The sequence below is a fragment of the Rhizobium sp. 862_C5_N1_2 genome (assembly GCF_051811205.1).
Classification (GTDB): domain Bacteria; phylum Pseudomonadota; class Alphaproteobacteria; order Rhizobiales; family Rhizobiaceae; genus Rhizobium; species Rhizobium leguminosarum.
This window is the reverse complement of sequence record NZ_JBPWPT010000001.1, coordinates 4,629,304-4,647,191: the sequence shown is the minus strand read 5'-3', so window position 1 is coordinate 4,647,191 and position 17,888 is coordinate 4,629,304. Positions and strand designations below refer to the sequence as shown.

The 17,888-nt window shown below is 61.5% G+C and carries 15 protein-coding genes; 6 read left to right on the top strand and 9 right to left on the bottom strand.

Annotated features, from left to right (window positions below; all coding sequences use genetic code 11):
• Positions 1 to 4: 4 nt before the first annotated feature.
• Positions 5 to 1,291 (bottom strand): ABC transporter substrate-binding protein, encoded by a 1,287-nt coding sequence (locus tag ACD590_RS22790; protein ID WP_026230929.1) that lies wholly within the window; start codon positions 1,289 to 1,291, stop codon positions 5 to 7.
• Positions 1,292 to 1,488: 197 nt separating this feature from the next.
• Here ACD590_RS22790 and ACD590_RS22785 point away from each other — a divergent pair, with 197 nt between their 5' ends.
• The 5 genes from ACD590_RS22785 to ACD590_RS22765 all read left to right on the top strand — a co-directional run bounded on the left by ACD590_RS22785 (position 1,489) and on the right by ACD590_RS22765 (position 6,909).
• Positions 1,489 to 2,166, top strand: a complete 678-nt coding sequence (locus ACD590_RS22785; RefSeq protein ID WP_018448053.1) for a TetR/AcrR family transcriptional regulator — start codon at positions 1,489 to 1,491, stop codon at positions 2,164 to 2,166.
• Positions 2,167 to 2,308: 142 nt separating this feature from the next.
• Positions 2,309 to 3,457 carry a Gfo/Idh/MocA family protein gene (locus ACD590_RS22780; protein WP_130769256.1) on the top strand — a complete coding sequence of 383 codons (1,149 nt, stop codon included), beginning with the start codon at positions 2,309 to 2,311 and terminating at the stop codon, positions 3,455 to 3,457.
• Positions 3,458 to 3,460: 3 nt separating this feature from the next.
• On the top strand, positions 3,461 to 4,624 hold the full coding sequence (locus ACD590_RS22775) for a dihydrodipicolinate synthase family protein (RefSeq protein ID WP_183619923.1): 1,164 nt from the start codon (positions 3,461 to 3,463) through the stop codon (positions 4,622 to 4,624).
• Between the two features lie 28 nt (positions 4,625 to 4,652).
• The gene (locus ACD590_RS22770) at positions 4,653 to 5,477 is read left to right on the top strand and encodes a sugar phosphate isomerase/epimerase family protein (protein ID WP_065276725.1); all 825 of its coding nucleotides are present in this window, start codon (positions 4,653 to 4,655) and stop codon (positions 5,475 to 5,477) included.
• 154 nt (positions 5,478 to 5,631) lie between these two features.
• The gene (locus ACD590_RS22765) at positions 5,632 to 6,909 is read left to right on the top strand and encodes a Gfo/Idh/MocA family protein (RefSeq protein WP_065276724.1); all 1,278 of its coding nucleotides are present in this window, start codon (positions 5,632 to 5,634) and stop codon (positions 6,907 to 6,909) included.
• Between the two features lie 99 nt (positions 6,910 to 7,008).
• Here the strand turns inward: ACD590_RS22765 and ACD590_RS22760 are convergent, their stop codons facing one another.
• The 3 genes from ACD590_RS22760 to ACD590_RS22750 are packed head-to-tail and all read right to left on the bottom strand — an operon-like array spanning position 7,009 to position 10,910.
• Positions 7,009 to 8,019, bottom strand: coding sequence for a hydroxyacid dehydrogenase (locus ACD590_RS22760; RefSeq protein WP_130769252.1), 1,011 nt, complete (start codon positions 8,017 to 8,019; stop codon positions 7,009 to 7,011).
• Positions 8,016 to 9,872 (bottom strand): DUF2264 domain-containing protein, encoded by a 1,857-nt coding sequence (locus tag ACD590_RS22755; protein WP_130769250.1) that lies wholly within the window; start codon positions 9,870 to 9,872, stop codon positions 8,016 to 8,018. Before ACD590_RS22755 ends, ACD590_RS22760 begins: the two co-directional genes overlap by 4 nt.
• Before the next feature lie 9 nt (positions 9,873 to 9,881).
• Positions 9,882 to 10,910, bottom strand: coding sequence for a LacI family DNA-binding transcriptional regulator (locus ACD590_RS22750; RefSeq protein WP_130769248.1), 1,029 nt, complete (start codon positions 10,908 to 10,910; stop codon positions 9,882 to 9,884).
• A gap of 144 nt (positions 10,911 to 11,054) precedes the next feature.
• On the opposite strand from ACD590_RS22750, the gene ACD590_RS22745 reads away from it, so the two are divergent.
• The gene (locus tag ACD590_RS22745) at positions 11,055 to 12,341 is read left to right on the top strand and encodes an ABC transporter substrate-binding protein (RefSeq protein ID WP_439003402.1); all 1,287 of its coding nucleotides are present in this window, start codon (positions 11,055 to 11,057) and stop codon (positions 12,339 to 12,341) included.
• Between the two features lie 78 nt (positions 12,342 to 12,419).
• On the opposite strand, the gene ACD590_RS22740 is transcribed toward ACD590_RS22745, so the two are convergent.
• The 5 genes from ACD590_RS22740 to ACD590_RS22720 are packed head-to-tail and all read right to left on the bottom strand — an operon-like array spanning position 12,420 to position 17,827.
• Positions 12,420 to 13,391, bottom strand: coding sequence for a glycoside hydrolase family 26 protein (locus tag ACD590_RS22740; protein WP_130718450.1), 972 nt, complete (start codon positions 13,389 to 13,391; stop codon positions 12,420 to 12,422).
• Positions 13,392 to 13,395: 4 nt separating this feature from the next.
• Entirely contained in the window at positions 13,396 to 13,917 is a 522-nt protein-coding gene (locus ACD590_RS22735) for a DUF995 domain-containing protein (protein ID WP_439003401.1), read from the bottom strand.
• Positions 13,918 to 13,954: 37 nt separating this feature from the next.
• The gene (locus ACD590_RS22730; RefSeq protein ID WP_439003400.1) at positions 13,955 to 15,823 is read right to left on the bottom strand and encodes a glycosyltransferase family 2 protein; all 1,869 of its coding nucleotides are present in this window, start codon (positions 15,821 to 15,823) and stop codon (positions 13,955 to 13,957) included.
• On the bottom strand, positions 15,820 to 16,803 hold the full coding sequence (gene galE, locus ACD590_RS22725) for a UDP-glucose 4-epimerase GalE (protein WP_131702045.1): 984 nt from the start codon (positions 16,801 to 16,803) through the stop codon (positions 15,820 to 15,822). Before galE ends, ACD590_RS22730 begins: the two co-directional genes overlap by 4 nt.
• A gap of 1 nt (position 16,804) precedes the next feature.
• A complete protein-coding gene (locus ACD590_RS22720) occupies positions 16,805 to 17,827 on the bottom strand; it encodes a UDP-glucuronic acid decarboxylase family protein (protein WP_112905620.1) in 1,023 nt (340 codons plus the stop codon).
• Between the last annotated feature and the right edge of the window lie 61 nt (positions 17,828 to 17,888).

Genomic DNA, 17,888 nt, shown 5'->3' with positions numbered 1-17,888 from the left:
GGGATCAGCCTCGTGCGAGAATCTGCGTGATTTCATCGACAAGCTGTTTGCCGCCATCGGAAGGAGATACCTGTCCAAAGGCCACTTGTTCGGCGATGTTGCGTAGGGTCAGCTCGCCTTCACCGGCGCCGGCGGGCGGTGGCGGCGGCAATTTGCCGGCGAGTTCGCCAAGGCCGCTGACATAGGCCAGCGCAATCTTGCCGTTCTCGTCGAGCTTCGCCGCGACGACCTCACGCATGGCGCTCGATTCGGGAATGCCGCGTTCGACATCCAGAAGCAGCGCTGCCTCGGGATCCTTGACGAAGAAATTGACGTAGTCCACGGCCAGGTCCACAGCTTTCGACTGGGCGGAGACCGAGAAGAACATCGACGGCTTGCGGTAGTGGCCGCCCTTCGAATCCGCCTTGACGCGCATGTAGTTGGTCAGCGCCAGCTTGTCCTTGTTCATTGCCTGATAGGCGACGAACTGGTTGGAATGGGCGAAACCAGCGGCCGACTTGCCGAGCGATACCGTGTTGGTTTCGATATCGTTCTTATCGAGGGCCTGGACATCGGCAGGAACGCAGGCGCCGGCAGCCCGGAACTTGGCCCACATGTCGTACCATTCCGAGGCATCGTCCACGCCGAAGGCGATCTTGCCGTCGGCAGTATAAAGCGCCTTGCCGCGCTGACGCAGCCAATTTTCGAACAGTGGTTCACCGCCGCTGCCGTCGGCCATGCCGAACATGCCCTTGCGTTTGCCCGCCTTGGTGATCTCCGCACCAATGCGGCCGAATTCTTCCCAGGTGGTTGCCTGGGTCGGCAGATCGACGCCGGCCTCCTTGAAGGCAGTGGTGTTCAGGACCGTGGCCGCCGAATTCGCCCCGAGGCTGACGCCGTAGAGGTGGCCGTCGACACTGCCGCCTTCGATCTGCGCCTTGTCGAAATCGTCGAGGTTGAGCTTGGCCGGCATATAGGATTCGAGCGGGGCGAGCGCGCCGCGCCGCGCATACTGGACGATATAGCGATAGTCCATCTGGATGACATCGGGCGCGTTGCGGCCGGCGACCTGGGTCGCAAGGCGCGGCCAATAGTCGCCCCAGCCGAGGAATTCGCCGGTGATCGACGTGCCCGGCTTCTTCGTCTGATAGAGCTGCGATACCTTGTTGGTGCGATCGGCGCGCGGCTGCGAGCCCCACCACAGGAGACGCAGGCGCGTTTCCTGTGCCAAAGCGCTGGTTCCCAGCGCCGAGAGCGAAAGAAGCGTCGCTCCTCCCGCAACGAAATTACGTCTGCTTACACGTAGGCTCATTTTTTCCTCCTCCAAAGGGAAGCGCCTCCACACGCTTCCGAACCTAGTTACCCTTGCATAAATAACTAATTGGTTACAAGCTACGGGCAAAGCGGCGAGCGTGTCAAGCGGTGTCGCTCGCGGGCCGTTCAAATTCGGTTTTTACAATTTCGCACCGAAGGCTTATGAGCGCAACATGTGAAGACGGAGGTGGAGAGATGAACGACAGCGGGGAGAAGGGGGCGAAGAAACGGTCTCGACGCCCGGTCGCGGAACGGACGGCCCACCGCGATCCGGAGCGGACACGCGCTGCGATCCTCGAAGCGGCAACCCGGGAATTCGCTGAAAACGGCATGGGTGGGGCTCGCGTCGATGCGATCGCCGAGCGCGCTGGCACCAACAAGCGGATGCTCTATCATTATTTCGGCGACAAGGAGCAGCTCTACCTCAAGGTGCTCGAAGAAGCCTATGTCGGCATCCGCACCGCCGAGCGCGCGCTTCATATCGGCGACCGCAGCCCGGAGGAAGGCATCGGCGAACTGGCACTCTTCACCTGGCGTTATTTTCTCCAGCATCCGGAATTTCTCAGCCTGCTCGGCACGGAAAATCTGCATCGCGCCCGCTGGCTGCGTCAGTCCGTCCGGCTCAAGGAACTGCATTCACATTTGATCGGTGAGCTTTCTCAAGTGCTCGAGCAGGGAAAGAAGCAGGGCGTCTTCATCCAGACCGCCGATCCCCTGCATGTCTACCTGACGATCGCCTCGCTCGGTTATTTCTACCTTTCCAACCAGTACACGCTGTCGACGATCTTCGGCCGCGACCTGATCGAGCCGACCCATCTCAATGCCTGGGAGAGGCATATCGTCCACGTCACGCTCGCCTCGATCAAGCGTTAGAGCCTTTCCTGGTCTCGAAAATCGGATTTGACTATTGACAGCCGCTCCGATCTTCTGCCATCAAGTAACTGTTTAGTTACCGGCTTGGGAGGGCCGGGCCAGGATGCCCGCTCCCGCCGCAAAAGATTGCTGGGAGGAAAAAATGGCACGCTTGGGGATCATCTTGCACGGCGTCACCGGCCGCATGGGGTACAATCAGCACCTGGTGCGTTCGATTCTCGCTTTCCGCGACCAGGGCGGCATCACGCTCAAATCGGGCGAGAAACTCGAGATCGACCCGATCATCGTCGGCCGCAACGGCGCCAAGATGGAAGAGTTGGCGAAGAAGCACGGCATCAAGCGCTGGTCGACCGATCTCGATGCGGCTCTTGCCAATCCCGACGACACGATCTTCTTCGACGCCGGCACGACGCTGATGCGAGCCGAGCTGCTGTCCAAGGCGCTCGATGCCGGCAAGCATGTTTATTGCGAAAAGCCGATCTCCGACGATCTGCAGGTGGCACTCGACCTTGCGCGCAAGGCGCGCGGCTCCGGCCTCAAGCACGGCGTCGTGCAGGACAAGCTCTTCCTGCCCGGCCTGCGTAAGCTGGCGCTGCTCAGGGATTCCGGCTTCTTCGGCAAGATCCTCTCGGTGCGCGGCGAATTCGGCTACTGGGTTTTCGAAGGCGATTGGGGCGTGCCGGCTCAGCGCCCGTCCTGGAACTACCGCAAGGGCGACGGCGGCGGCATTATTCTCGACATGCTCTGCCACTGGCGCTACGTGCTCGACAATCTGTTCGGGGAGGTCAAGGCTGTCTCCTGCCTCGGCGCCACTCATATCGGCCGGCGCATCGACGAGCAGGGCAAGCCCTATGATTGCGACACGGACGATGCGGCCTATGCGACCTTCGAGCTCGAAGGCGGCGCGATCGCGCAGATCAATTCCTCCTGGGCCGTTCGCGTCCGCCGCGACGACCTCGTCACCTTCCAGGTCGACGGCACACATGGTTCGGCCGTCGCCGGCCTGACGAAATGCTGGAGCCAGCACCGCGTCAACACGCCGAAGCCAGTCTGGAACCCGGACCAGCCGCAAACGATCGACTTCTACAAGACCTGGGACGAGGTTCCTGACACGCAGCCATTCGACAACGGCTTCAAGGCCCAGTGGGAAATGTTCATCCGCCATGTCGTCGAAGATGCGCCGTGGCCCTATGGCCTGGAAGCCGGCGCCAAGGGCGTACAGCTTGCCGAACTCGGCCTGAAATCATGGGCCGAGCGCCGCTGGCTCGATGTTCCCGCACTGGAGTTCTGAGCCGTGACGACGATCAATCTCCCTCTTGACGGCACGATCGTCCCCTACACGCTGACAGGCACGCCGATCGCGCTCGCCAAGCGCGACGCCAAGGCCTTTCCACGCATCGCCTTTGCCGCGGCCCATGTCGTCGCCGATCCGCTCGCCGACAACGATCCGTGGCTGACGCCGGCAATCGATTGGGAGCGGACGCTCGCCTTCCGCCATCGGCTCTGGGATCTCGGCCTCGGCGTTGCCGAAGCGATGGATACGGCGCAGCGCGGCATGGGCCTCGGCTGGCCGGATGCGCGCGACCTCATCCGCCGGGCGCTCAGTGAGGCGGCCGGGCGCAAGGACGCGCTGATCGCCTGCGGCGCCGGCACCGACCATCTGACGCCGGGACCTGACGTCACTATCGACACGATCCTCAGGGCCTACGAGGAGCAGATCGAAACGGTGGAGGCGGCCGGCGGCCGCATCATCCTGATGGCAAGCCGGGCGCTTGCCGCCGCCGCCAAAGGACCGGACGACTATGTAAGCGTCTATGACCGCATCCTCCGCCAGGTCAGGGAACCCGTCATCATCCATTGGCTCGGGGAAATGTTCGATCCGGCACTCGAGGGTTATTGGGGCAATGGTGATCATATCCAAGCCATGTCCACCTGCCTTGAGGTGATCGAAGCCCATGCCGACAAGGTCGACGGCATCAAGATCTCGCTGCTCTCCAAGGAGAAGGAAGTGGCGATGCGCCGCCGGTTGCCGAACGGCGTGCGCATGTATACCGGCGACGATTTCAACTATGCCGAACTGATTGCCGGCGACGAAGAAGGCCATTCCGACGCGCTGCTCGGCATTTTCGATGCGATCGCGCCGGCAGCCTCGGCAGCCCTCGAAGCGCTCGGCCGCAAGAGCAACCATGAATTCTTCGATCTGCTGGAGCCGACCGTGCCGCTGTCGCGCCACATCTTCAAGGCGCCGACCCGCTTCTACAAGACCGGCGTCGTCTTCCTCGCCTATCTCAACGGCCTGCAGGACCATTTTGTCATGGTCGGCGGCCAGCAGAGCACCCGCTCGCTGACGCATCTGGCCGAACTCTTCCGCTTGGCCGACAAGGCACGGGTTCTGGCAGATCCCGAACTTGCTGCAAGCCGCATGCGTCAAGTGCTCGCCGTCCACGGCGTCAACTGAAGCGCTGAGGTGATGGGAGGAGAATGACATGCAGGTCGAAGGGCTTTCGATCAATCTGGCGACGATCCGCGAACAGTGCGGCTTTGCCCAGGCCGTCGATATCTGCCTGAAACACGGCATCACCGCGATCGCGCCCTGGCGCGACCAGGTTGCCAAGGTCGGTCTCGATGAAGCGGTGCGTATCGTCAAATCCAACGGCATCAAGCTGACCGGGCTTTGCCGCGGCGGCTTCTTCCCGGCGGCAAACGATGCCGACTGGCAGAAAAATCTCGACGACAACAGGCGTGCCATCGACGAAGCGGCGGCATTTTCAGCCGATTGCCTCGTGCTCGTCGTCGGCGGCCTGCCGGGCAGTTCGAAGGACATCGTCGCCGCCCGCCAGATGGTGTTCGACGGCATCGCCGCCGTGCTGCCGCATGCGCAGGCCTCGGGTGTAAAGCTCGCTATCGAGCCGCTGCATCCAATGTATGCCGCCGACCGTGCCTGCGTGAATACACTCGGCCAGGCGCTCGACATGTGCGAGCAGCTCGGGGAGCATGTCGGCGTTGCTGTCGATGTCTATCACGTCTGGTGGGACCCCGATCTTGCCAACCAGATTGCCCGCGCCGGGCGCATGAAACGCATCTTTGCCCATCACATCTGCGACTGGCTGGTGCCGACAAAGGACATGCTGCTCGACCGCGGCATGATGGGCGATGGTGTGATCGACCTCAAAGGCATAAGACGGATGGTGGAGACCGCCGGTTTCTTCGGCGCGCAGGAGGTGGAGATCTTTTCGGCCGAAAACTGGTGGAAACGCCCGGCCGAGGAAGTGATCGCCACCTGCGTCGAGCGCTTCAGGAGCTGCTGCTAAAGCATGTCGCACAAGAGTGTGCAGCGGTTTTGCGACCATGATGTGCGAAAAACCAAAGACCTGAAGCGCGGGCCACGCGAATCTGAAAGATCGCGACGCGCTTTAGGCCTGATTTTCAGTATTTGTTTCATCACGCATGCAGGAGGATCATTCGATGGAAAAACGCCGTTTTGCCCTGATCGGTACGGGAAACCGCGGCACCACCATGTGGGGCAAGGATCTGCTTGCCGGCTGGCGCGAGCATGTCGACCTGACCGCGATCGTCGAGAAGAATTCGCTGCGCGGGGAACGCGCGCGCAACATGATCGGCAGCAATGCACCGCTCTACGAAAACATCGATTCGATGCTCAACGAGCAGAAGCCGGATCTGGTCATCGTCTGTACGCCCGACCATACGCATGACGACATTGTCGTGCGGGCGCTGGAGTCCGGCATCGACGTCATTACCGAAAAGCCAATGACGACCTCGGTCGAAAAGATTCGCCGGATTCTGGATGCCGAAAAGCGCACGGGTCGCCGGGTCGACGTGTCCTTCAACTATCGCTATGCGCCGACGGCTGCGAAGATCAAGGAACTGCTCAATGCCGGCGAAATCGGCCGGGTCACCTCGGTCGACTTCCACTGGTATCTGAACACCAAGCACGGCGCCGACTACTTCCGCCGCTGGCATGCCTATACGGAAAATTCCGGCAGTCTGTTCGTCCACAAGGCGACCCATCATTTCGATCTGCTGAATTGGTATCTCGACAGCGATCCCGACGCCGTCACCTCCTTCGCCGACTTGCAGAATTACGGTCGCAAGGGCCCGTTCCGCGGCCCGCGCTGCAAGCTCTGTCCGCACACGCATGAATGCGACTACTACCTCGATCTCGAGGCCGATCCCTTCCTCGATTCACTCTACGAGGATCCCTCGAAGATCGACGGCTACTTCCGAGACGGCTGCGTCTTCCGCGAGGACATCGACATTCCTGATACGATGGTGGTGTCGCTCCGTTACCGCAACAACGTCCATGTCTCTTATTCGCTGAACACCTTCCAACCGATCGAAGGCCATCACCTTGCCTTCAACGGCACCAAAGGGCGCATTGAGCTTCGTCAATATGAGGCCCAGCCCTGGGAAGAGCCGAAGGAGGACACCATCCTCCTCATCCGCAATTTCCCGAACGGCAAAGAGGCGGTGGAGCGCATCGTCGTTCCGCATTTCACAGGCGGCCACTACGGCGGCGACGACCGGATGCGCAACATGATCTTCAAACCCGATATGGAAGACAGGCTCGCCCAGCGCGCCGGCACGCGGGCGGGCGCCATGTCCGTGCTTTGCGGCATTGCCGCGCTGACGAGTTCGCGCACCGGCAAGGTGGTCAACATTGCCGATCTCATGCCCGAACTTGCCAATGACGGTTCGCCAAATTCGCTGAGGACGTCGCGCTGATGCCTGTTGCCTAGAGGGTTTCCGTTTTTCTCCGAATCACGGAAATGCTCTATCTCTTTGTTTTTACGCAATTCCGAACTCTAAGCCGCTCGACGCGCCTCAGGCGATGTTTTCGAGATTTGCCTGATGGATCTGGTAGAGCAGCGGCTGACCGGTCACGAAGCGCTCGATCTCGTCCACTGCCATCTCGCCGAGGCGCGTCCGTTCCAATCCAATAGCGCCGGCAATGTGCGGTGTCAGAAAGACGTTCGGCAGATCGTAGAAAGCCGAACCCGCCTCCGGGATCTCCGGATCGGTGACATCGAGGACCGCGTCGATACGGCCGGTCTTGAGCGCCGAAAGCAGCGCGGCCTCATCGATGAGAATGCCGCGCGCCGTGTTGATGAGCGTCGCGCCGTCCTTCATCAGCGACAGCCTTCGCGCATCGATCATATGCCGCGTCGACGGCAGCGACGGCGCATGCAGGGAAACGATGTCCGCTTGCCGCATCAGTTCGTCGAGATCGACCTTTTCCGTTCCGAGGCCGGCTGCCTCGGCGGCATCAAGCGTCGGATCGGCAAGCAGCAGTCTATAGTCAAAGGGTTTCAACAGCTCGATGACGCGCCGGCCGATGCGCGAAGCGCCGACAATGCCGACGGTGCGGCGGTAATTTCCGATCGCTTCGCGCTGCATGGGATGGGTGCGGTTGCGGTTTCGGTCGGCGACGTAGAGATCGCGGAAACGGAAAACGCGCTTGCCGGCGAAGATGATCGCCGCCAGCGTGAATTCGGCCACCGGCACGGCATTGGCCTCGGCCGAATGGCTGACCGGGATGCCGGCTTCGAAGATGGTGTCGTCGATGACGCCTTTGACCGTGCCCGCCGCATGGACGATGAGCTTAAGATGCGGCGCCGCGGCGAGGATTTCGGGCCCGACATAAGGCCCGCCCCAGCCGGTGATCAGGATTTCGGCTTGGGCCAGCAGACGTCTCGCACGCTCGTCGTCGAAGCGCTGCAGCGGTTTGGGATCCAGCAGGCGACCGATGCCACTCAGCCGGCGCAGGACCTCATCCGGCAGCACATGCTCCGTGCGCGACGGTTGCATGGCAAAGACGATGGCCGGCTGGCTCATGGCATCTGTCCCGGTGCTTCGATGGCGCTGACTGTCACGCCCTTTTCCTTCACCAGGGCCTCCACCGCTGCAATGTCAGGCGCTTTCGGCGGATTCGACCAGACAGACGAGACAGCAGCGGGATCGTCAAGTGCCAGCACTGCCGTCACCAGGATGGTTTCACCGGCCGGAATCTGCCCGCGCAGCTGCGGCACGAGGGTTTTCGCGACGATCACATTGGTATTGGGCATTGCCTTCTGGACAAGCCCCGAACGTTTGACCGAAGAGCCGAGATCGAGAATGCCGGTGAAATCGGCTTCGCCGATCGCATAGGCAACCCCATTCGACGCGGATAGCGTATCCAGCTCGAAATCCCGGCGGCCGATGGCAAATCCGCCTTCGGCAATCCGCAACGGCCGGCTTGTCCTGATCCGGTGGAGGCGGATGTGCCAGGGTGCGGCCGGCACGAGCCAGGTTTCGACGTCGACATCTGGGAAAGGCGACCATTTCGCATAGAGCACGTCGCCTGCGAGCCTGGCTTCCTCGTTCGTTTCGCGCACGCGGTAGTGAAGGCCGTCATCGCTGAAGGCAAGCGCTGAATCGAAGGCGGCAAGCGCAAAGGCACGCTCATCGGCCTCGACACTGAAGCCGTATCGAGCGGAATAAGCAAACTTCGCATATTTTTCCGTGCCGCACCGCATCTGCAGGTTTTCCTGGCCGGAAGACAGCGCCACGACATCGCCGCCCGCCCGCATGATCACCATGCCGGGATGACGCTGGGGAACGATATCAGGCGCCTGCTCCGGCACTTTTTCCTTCGCCGTCCAGAATGGGTGATCCTCAGCGACCGCCAGCGGCAGGAAGGCCTTGAAGGCCCAGTAGGGCGAGCCGGCGGAATTGTAACTCTCCGACATCAGCAGGTTCGGATAGCCGAAGCCGATCGACAGCACGCCGTCGCGATCGGCAATCGGCTTGTCCTTCCACCAGCGCAGATGCTGCAGGCAGAGATGCTTGACCTCGCCCCAGGGCAGAGCCTCGACATCGGCAAAGGCGAGCGCGGACCAGAAGCCGCCGCAGGCAAAACGATAGGTCAGGCTGCGGCCGAAGGGGATCGTCGCCCCGTCAGCGGCAAACCAGTGGCGGAAATCCCGGGCGAAGAGGACCGCGCGCTCGCGGTAGCGCTTTGCATAATCGTCGTCGACGAGCTTCGAATAGATCAGGCCATAGAAATGCATGGCGAAGGGAATGTAGTGGTCGATACGGCGCACGTTTCCGTCGCGATACCAGCCGTCGCCGATATAAAAGCCTTCGAGCTCCTCAAGATATTGCCGCGTCAGGCTGCGGTCGAAATCGGCGCCGAGACGATCGAGCGCGATATCGACGAAGATCCGGAAGAATTTCCAGTTGTTGTCGGCATAATCGAACTGCCTGACATGCTTGAGATAGGCGACGACATTGCTGCGGGCGCGCGCATCGAGCGGCTCCCAGATTTTTTCGGGCACCAGTGCCAGGGCAAAACCGAGAGCGGCAAGCTCGACCATCCGCTGATCGCGGCCATTGACCGTTCCCCAATATTCCGGATGGGCGGGATCGGTGCCATTTGCGAGACCCTCGGCGAAACGATGCCAATGGGCGAAGTCGCCCTTGCCTGCGCCAAGCGGCGCTAATCCCCAGAGCGGGCGGGCGAACCCTTCGAGATCGGCCGCTGCCCGGTCGAAATGGGCGCCGCCGCCATTGAGGGTGACGCGGGCATTGCCGTTCGAGAAACAGGCAAGCAGCGGATCAAAGAGCGCAAGCAGCGCACGGCTCATATCGGCGCGGGTTTCCAGCGGATTGCCTGCGAGCGGGTTGGCGCTGGCGGGATCATAGGTCATCGGCATCACTCACGGGTTTTCGATGTTCGGAACGGTTCCTCCCGGAATGGGAATGACCGCCTGGCAGATATGGCGCGCAGCGGCCGTCCTGTTGCGGAAGCGGGACAGCATCAGCGAAACGGCTTCGCGCCCGAGGGCAGCGCGGTCGACGCGCATGGTGGAAAGCTGCGGACTTGTCATCAGCGCGCAGGGCAGATCGTCGAAACCGACAATCGCGAAATCCTCCGGCACACGCAGCCCGGCCTCGGTGACGGCTTCGAGCACGCCGACGGCGATAAAATCATTCATACAGAAAGCGGCGGTAAAACCGGCATCCTCGGCAAGTGCGGCGGCGGTGCGTTCATGCGCCTCCCGGCTGGCGCTGCCGTCAAGGGTCAGGGACACGAGACGGCCCTCTGCGCCGGGGACGGCGGCGATCGCCGCCTCGAAGCCGCGCACGCGCTCCCGGATCGTGTGGCGGTGGGAGCCGCTCAGATGCAGGATCCGACGATGGCCGGTCTCGGTCAGCCGGCGGGTGGCCTCGTAGGCGCCAAAGAAATTAGCCGGCGAAACGCCGTCAAACTGCATCCTTGGATCGGTGCCGTTGACAAGAACGGTCGGTGTCATGCTGGCTTGCAGCCAGCCACGCAACGTCTCGTTCGGATCGATACCGACGAGAAAGAGACCTTCAGCTCCCGCGGTCTGCATATAGTCGCGCACGGCATCCGGCGTGATACGATCTTCGCGGACCAGCCGGACGTCGAAGGGCATGCCCGCTTCCGCAGCGCCGGCGCGCAGGCCGTCGACGATCGCTTCATAGAAGACGCTGAGAGTGCCGGTGACGCCGTCGCTGGCAATCAACGCCAGCCCGCCGGCAACGGCTTCGGAAGCCGGTTTGACGGGATAGCCGTTCTCGGCTGCCACCTTCAATATCTGGCGCCGGACGGTATCGCTGATACCAGGTTCGTTGGCGAGCACGCGCGACACCGTGGAAACGGAAACGCCGGCCAATGTGGCTATATCGGCCTGACGCGGCCGTCTGATCTTTTGGTCGTTCATAGGCAAACATTATGCAAATAATGCAAATTTGCAAGAAAATGGTTGCTTCTTGCAATAAAATTTTTTTTGCGTAATCTGTTTGCCGAAGTGCTCGATAATGCCGTTGGAGGATGGCAGCGGGCAGTTGGGACAAGGAGGAATATCATGCAGGTCAATCGTCGTTCATTTCTGATGGGTTCAGCCGGTGCGGCCGCCGGTCTCGCCCTCGGTGCCGGAAGCGCCATTCCGGCCTTTGCCGAAGACGCACAGCTGCGTGCCATGTGGTGGGGGTCCAACGACCGCGCCAAGCGTACGCTCGATGTTGCCAAGCTTTATCAGTCGAAGACGCCTGGCGTCACTCTGGTCGGCGAATCGCTGTCGGGCGACGGCTACTGGACGAAACTCGCAACGCAGATGGCCGGCCGCTCGATCGCCGACATCTTCCAACTCGAGCCAGGAACAATCTCAGACTATTCGAAGCGCGGCGCCTGCCTGCCGCTCGATGAATTTGTCCCCTCCACGCTGAACGTTCAGTCCTTCGGCGCCGACATGCTGAAACTGACCACCATTGACGGCAAACTCTATGGTGTTGGCCTCGGCCTCAACTCCTTCTCGATGTTCTTCGACACAGTCGAATTCGAAAAGGCAGGCATCCCGTTGCCGACGCCCGACCTCACCTGGGATGAGTACGCCAAGCTCGCCGTAGAACTCGCCAAGTCCTCCGGCAAGGGCGGCGGCCCCTATGCGGCGCGCTACAACTATGTGTTCGATGCCTGGCTGCGCCAGCGCGGCAAGAGCCTCTTTGCGAGGGAAAGCGTGGGGCTCGGCTTCACGGCCGACGACGCCAGGGAATGGTTCGACTACTGGGAGAAACTGCGTAAGGCGGGCGGCACCGTTGCTGCCGACGTGCAGACCCTCGATCAAAACACGATCGACACCAATTGCCTTGGTCTCGGCAAATCGGTGATCGGCATGGCCTATTCAAACCAGATGGTCGGCTATCAGCTGATCATCAAGAACAAGCTTGGCATCACCATGCTGCCGCGTGAAAAGAAGGGCGGACCATCCGGCCATTATTACCGTCCGGCACTGATCTGGAGTGTGGGCGCTACGACCAAGCAGGGCGAAGCTGCCGCGAAGTTCATCAGCTTCTTTGTCAATGATCCCGAAGCCGGCAAGATTCTCGGTGTGGAACGCGGCGTGCCAATGTCGCCTACCGTCCGTGAAGCCATCCTGCCGCAACTCAACCCGACGGAGCAGGAAACGGTCAAATACGTGAACCTGCTCAAGGATCAGGTCGGCGAGTATCCGCCGCCGGTGCCGATGGGCGCAACGCAATTCGACCAGCGCGTGCTGCGCCCGATTTGTGACGAACTCGCCTTCGAACGGATATCGCCCGCCGATGCGGCGACCCGGCTCGTCGAAGAGGGTAAGGCAACGATCAAGGGATGATCGGTCGCCCGACATGAGGAGAGGCCCGCAACACCCCGGCGGGCCTCTCCGTTTTTCAGGCCTCTGTTTTCCGGACTATCAGTTGCTGTCCAGGTTTTCGACCACGCGCCAGTCCGGCCGGCCGAGATCGAACGGCCATGCGTGCACATCCCGGTCGTTGAAATAGACGACTTCCTGCAGATTCGGGAAGGCGTTCTGCTTCAACGTGGCAGTTTCGATCCACGGCCTGATATAGGCGTCGCCGCCTTCATAGCCGAGCTCCGCCACCCAGATGGGCTTTCCGTAACCGGCGACGAGATCATACCCCTGCTTCAATGCTTCCGAGAACGTCCGGTGCTCATTGTGGGCAAGCTCGTCGTAGCGCTGCAGACCGAAGACCGAGAGCCCGATGAGATCGACATAATCGTCGCCGGGATAATAGGCCTGGAGGCCAGGCTCTCCCTTCGGCGACCACATGAGCTCTGTGCCAGGCGCCTCCTGGCGGACAATGTCCATCATCCGCTTGTAGGCCGTGATATAGTCCTGCGGGCTCCAGCCGGACCATGAGAACCGCCCTGACTTGTCCTCCATCTCCTGTCCCCAGCGGACGATCACCGGGCTTTTCAGCTCGGATATCATATGCGCGATCGAACGCATGTTGACATCGTAGTCACCGCGCAGGACCTTTGCGCGAAGCTGTGCGGAGGTGAGCCGCCAATCGACGTCCCAGGACCATGGCTCCACAGTGATCAGCAGGTTGCGGCCTCTAGCCAGCGCATAGGCATCGGCGACGCGCAACGTTTCGAGGTCGACGTCCTCCCACGGCAGGAACAGGGCTTCGGTCGCGACATTCGCCTGCGCGCCGAAATCGCCGTGCGGATCGTAGGCCCCGAACTTGATGCCGTCGGCATGAAGGACGGGGCGCTTGTCGATAATCGTCTGCACGGCCGCCGCCGGGTTTGGCGCAATGCCCGCATATTGCACTTCGCTTCGGCCCGGAAGATCCGCGAGACACAACAACAGCAGCGCGATCGCGGTGGTCGAGAGGTTGTTTTTCATTAGCTTCTTCATGGCTTCACCCTCCTTTTCGGGCTATTTCCTGGCTCAGCAGGACCTGCTTCAGTTCGCGCGCCTTCGCGCTGACCGTATCGACGGGAACGAGCTTGCGGAACTCGTCATCCGGGAGCACCGATGCATGACGGAAGACGTACCACTTGCCGTCCGGCTGGCGCCGCTGATAGATCGTGTTGCCGATCTTGCGGTGACCGAAACAGGTGCTGGCGCGGGCCGCACCCTCGGCATTCGTCCAGGTGGCACGCATGCAGAGCTGGCCGAGATCGTCGACCACCCATCTGCCTTCGGCGAAGGACGGCTTACCCTTGTCATTGCTCCAGGCGATAAATCGCCGGCCGTCATCGAAGAAACGGCCGCCGCCGGTGTTCCAGGTCCAGGTCTTGTCGCCATAGATACGATAGAGCTCATAGGCGCTGACCGGCGTCGGCGCTTTCTGTTTGGCGACCTCGGCGCCGTGTGCCGCCATGGGCAGACACAGGCTGAGAGCGAGGGCCCCTCCGTATAGTCTCGATCCGATACTCATTACATCCTCCTACTCGACACTTGCCGGTTCCGCCGGCTCAGACACCTTGTTCGTCCCGCCCCGTGCTTCCGAACCCATTCCATCTGAGGCGGAACTTCACGATCCTGGTCTTGCCGCCGCCGACACCGGCACCGGCTACGGCAAACTGTGATTGGCTGAAACTGATGAACGTCTGGCCGTGGGAAAGGGCCTCGAGGCTATGCAGACCATGGCTGCCCGCCTGCATGCCGCCGGTGATGCAAATCGCAAGCCCCGTGGCCGTCGCAAGCCACAGGCCGCGTGATTGCGGCAGCCGCGGCAGATCGTTCTCGATCGCATGGCGAATGACGATCAGCACCGTCAGCGACAGATAGATCGAGAGATTCATCGCCGCGAAAATATAAAAGCCTTGGGCGGCAGCGGCCTCACTGGCCAGTGCCATGGCGGCTGCGCACAGTCCGGCGAGCGCGATATAGGGCGCGATGACGCGCAACGGCAAAGACCGCTGCTGCTGCCTTCCCTTCGGTGTGATGCGGAAATCGACGAAGGAGCCGTAGATATAGTCGCGAAGCGCAGCGAGGCTGCCGGCAAGCGACCACGGCCAGCGCAGGAAGATAAAAGCTAGCCCTTCCCAGCCGAACAGTTTCGCATCGTGCGGCCTGAAGGTTCCCGTAGCCCGCCAGAAGAAGGCAAACAGCGTCAGCACGACCGATATCGGCGTAAAATGCAGCAGGAAATCCGGATAGGTCACATTGACGAAGACTTGGCCCGTCATCAAGGCGGCAACCGGCAGCAGGAACATCACGGCCATGAAGGCGGAGAAGAGCGGATACCACAGCTGCGAGAACACGAACTGAAATCTCAGTCGCCAAGGCAGGTGCATGATATGACGGCGGGAATGCTGCAGCAGGATCGTGACGAGACTGCGCGACCACTGGAATTCCTGGACGACGAGATCGGTGAAGTTTGCCGGTCCGTCGCCATGAGCGATCGCATCTACGGCATGCACGCCACGCCAGCCGCCGGCATTCATCATCAGCGTTGTCGAATGGTCTTCCGCAAGTTCCGGGCCGAGGCCGCCGATCTGGCGAAGGGCCGCCGTGCGAACCGCATAATGAGAACCGATGCAAAGAGGCGCCCAGCCATTATTGTAACCCGTCTGCAGCGAACCGTGCAGGCTTGCCTCGGCATAGAGCCTGCCACGCGCCGCCCAGCTTTCGCTGGCATTGGCATCGCAGATGCTGGGAGCGGAGACATAGCCGATCTTAGGATCGGCGAAGGGGCGCAGGATTTCACGGAGGTAGGTCGGCGTCGGCACATGGTCGGCATCGAACTGGGCGACGAAATCGTAGCGCGCATAGCCGAAGTGGTCGTAGAAATAGGCGAGGTTGCCTTCCTTGCAACGCGTCCGGCGCGGCCAGGTGGTGCGATGATACTCCGTCACGCCCTTCCGGGTGGAGATCAGCACGCCATGCGCCGCACACCAGCGCCTGGTTTCCTCCGAAGGGTCCTCGTCGGCCAGCCAGACATCGAAATCGACGTCGATCTGGTCAAGCATCGCCTGCAGCGTGGCGCGGACGACGGCAAAGGGCTCGGACGGCGCCTTGGTGACGACCATTGCCACCCGCCCTTCCGGCAGCCGTGCCGCAGGATTAACTGTCCTCGCATCGAGGAAGATCAGGATGAAATAGGCCGGCACAAGCGTGATCCAGGCAAGCACGAGGGTGATAAGCACGAAGGCGGCCCAGGAAATGATATGGGCGGACTGGCACCACCAGATCCAGAAATAACCGAGTGCTGTCAGCCAGCAGAGGATGCCGAAGCCATAGGCGACGCGGTTCCAGCCAGCGAAAACAGGATCGAATGCGTCAGCTGCGGCGGCCTTCGCCGTCCTGGCGCTGTGACCGACTTGCAGTGCGTCGCTCATGCCGTCAGCTCCAGTCCGAAGGTGGGGCCGGCGGTGCGGATGATCGTATCGATATCCGAGAAAACCGGCGAGAAACCGAGCTCCGCCTTCGCCCTTGCGGTGTTGGCAAAGAGGACCGGCGGATCGCCAGCGCGGCGAGCGCGATAATTCACGGGGACTTCACGGCCGCTCGCGCGATAGATCGCCTCGAGAATCTCGCGCACCGAGGTGCCCCGGCCAGAGCCGAGATTGACGCTGAGCGAGCCGCCGCCCGCCATCAGATGATTGACGGCGGCGAGATGCGCCTGCGCCAGATCGCTGACATGAACATAATCGCGAACACAGGTTCCATCCTCGGTCGCATAATCGGTGCCGAAGATATCGAGCCGCTCCAGCCTGCCGGCGGCGGCAAGAAGGGCGCGAGGGATGAGATGGGTCTCGGGGTGATGCCGTTCGGCAAGCTCGCCATCAGGATCGGCGCCGGCGGCATTGAAATAACGCAGTGCGGCAAAGCGGACGCCGTAGGCAGCGGCAAAATCCTCGAGCGCCATCTCGAAGATCAGCTTGGTGCGCCCATAGGGATTGACCGGGTGCTGCGGGCTTTCCTCCCGGATCGGCAACGAGGCGGGAACGCCATAGGTGGCGCAGCTGCTCGAAAAGACGATCCGGTCGATATCCTGATCGAGGCAGGCCTCGAGCAGGGTCAGGCTGCCAACGACGTTATTCCGGTAATATTTCCTGGGCATGTCGACGGATTCGCCGACATAGGCATTGGCACCACAATGGATGACGCAATCGGGCGAAAATTCTGCAAGAGTCCGGCGCAGCGCGGCGGCGTCGGCAAGCTCTGCCCGGATAAGCGGACCCCAGCGGACGCTGTCGGCATGTCCCGTCGAGAGATTGTCGTAGGTGACCGGGATCATGCCGGCGCGCGACAACGCTTTGCAGATATGACTGCCTATGAAACCGGCGCCGCCGGTGACGAGAATGTAGCGGGGCATCTCATACGACCTCCGCCTTCTCTGTGCCGGCCAGCAGGCCGTCGAAATATTCGACGGTGCGAGCCAGGCCGGTTTCGAGCCCGATGCGGGGCTGCCAGCCCAGCTCGGCCATGGCACGGGAAATATCCGGCCGCCGCTGACGGGGGTCGTCGGTGACCGCAGGCAGGTGGACGATCCGGGAACGCGAGTTCGTCAGGTCCCGAATGATTTCCGCCAGGCGTCGAACGGTCATTTCGGCTGGATTGCCGAGGTTGATCGGGCCGTTGCAAGCGCTGCCGGCAGCCGAAAAACGCAGGAAACCGTCGATGAGATCGTCGACATAGCAGAAGGAACGGGTCTGCTGGCCATCGCCATAGATCGTCAGATCGGCATTGCGCAGGGCCTGCACGATGAAATTGGAAACCACCCGTCCGTCGTCCAGGCGCATGCGCGGCCCGTAGGTATTGAAGATGCGGCCGACCTTAATGTCGACGCCGTAAGTCCGGTGGTAATCGAAGAACAGCGTTTCGGCGCTGCGCTTGCCTTCGTCGTAACAGCCGCGCGGTCCGATCGGGTTGACATTGCCGCAATAGGATTCGTGCTGCGGGCTCTGGTTCGGGTCGCCATAGACCTCCGACGTCGACGACTGAACGACGATTGCACCGGTCTTTCGCGCGCAGTCCAAGGTGTTGACGGCGCCGAGCACATTGGTGAGCAGTGTTCCCACCGGATCCCGCTGATAATCAGGCGGAGAGGCGGGGGAGGCGAAATTGAAGATGAGCGACGCGTCGATATCGAAGGGCTGGCGAACATCGTGCTCGACGATGCGGAAGCGGGTGTTCGATGTGAGATGATCGACATTCGTACGGCGGCCGGTCAAAAAATTGTCGAGGCATATGACGCTGTGGCCGCGCTGCAGGAGCCTTTCGCAGAGATGTGAACCGAGGAAGCCGCCCCCGCCATTCACAAGAACGGTGCGTCGCCCTTGGAGCACCGGTATGCCTGACACTTCAGAATAGCCTTCGTTGGGAACGAAACTACGCATTACAAACTCCTTCCCATGTATTTAGTCTTTTGATTATTTATGCACTGCATGCCTCCGTTAT

Excerpts from the sequence above, each read along its gene's own strand:
- ACD590_RS22785 (WP_018448053.1), top strand. The coding sequence starts at position 1,489 with ATGAACGACAGCGGGGAGAAGGGGGCGAAGAAACGGTCTCGACGCCCG.
- galE (WP_131702045.1), bottom strand. The coding sequence starts at position 16,803 with ATGCCCCGCTACATTCTCGTCACCGGCGGCGCCGGTTTCATAGGCAGT.
- ACD590_RS22750 (WP_130769248.1), bottom strand. The coding sequence starts at position 10,910 with ATGAACGACCAAAAGATCAGACGGCCGCGTCAGGCCGATATAGCCACA.
- ACD590_RS22765 (WP_065276724.1), top strand. The coding sequence starts at position 5,632 with ATGGAAAAACGCCGTTTTGCCCTGATCGGTACGGGAAACCGCGGCACC.
- ACD590_RS22760 (WP_130769252.1), bottom strand. The coding sequence starts at position 8,019 with ATGAGCCAGCCGGCCATCGTCTTTGCCATGCAACCGTCGCGCACGGAG.
- ACD590_RS22730 (WP_439003400.1), bottom strand. The coding sequence starts at position 15,823 with ATGAGCGACGCACTGCAAGTCGGTCACAGCGCCAGGACGGCGAAGGCC.
- ACD590_RS22780 (WP_130769256.1), top strand. The coding sequence starts at position 2,309 with ATGGCACGCTTGGGGATCATCTTGCACGGCGTCACCGGCCGCATGGGG.
- ACD590_RS22790 (WP_026230929.1), bottom strand. The coding sequence starts at position 1,291 with ATGAGCCTACGTGTAAGCAGACGTAATTTCGTTGCGGGAGGAGCGACG.
- ACD590_RS22720 (WP_112905620.1), bottom strand. The coding sequence starts at position 17,827 with ATGCGTAGTTTCGTTCCCAACGAAGGCTATTCTGAAGTGTCAGGCATA.
- ACD590_RS22735 (WP_439003401.1), bottom strand. The coding sequence starts at position 13,917 with ATGAGTATCGGATCGAGACTATACGGAGGGGCCCTCGCTCTCAGCCTG.
- ACD590_RS22770 (WP_065276725.1), top strand. The coding sequence starts at position 4,653 with ATGCAGGTCGAAGGGCTTTCGATCAATCTGGCGACGATCCGCGAACAG.
- ACD590_RS22745 (WP_439003402.1), top strand. The coding sequence starts at position 11,055 with ATGCAGGTCAATCGTCGTTCATTTCTGATGGGTTCAGCCGGTGCGGCC.
- ACD590_RS22740 (WP_130718450.1), bottom strand. The coding sequence starts at position 13,391 with ATGAAGAAGCTAATGAAAAACAACCTCTCGACCACCGCGATCGCGCTG.
- ACD590_RS22755 (WP_130769250.1), bottom strand. The coding sequence starts at position 9,872 with ATGACCTATGATCCCGCCAGCGCCAACCCGCTCGCAGGCAATCCGCTG.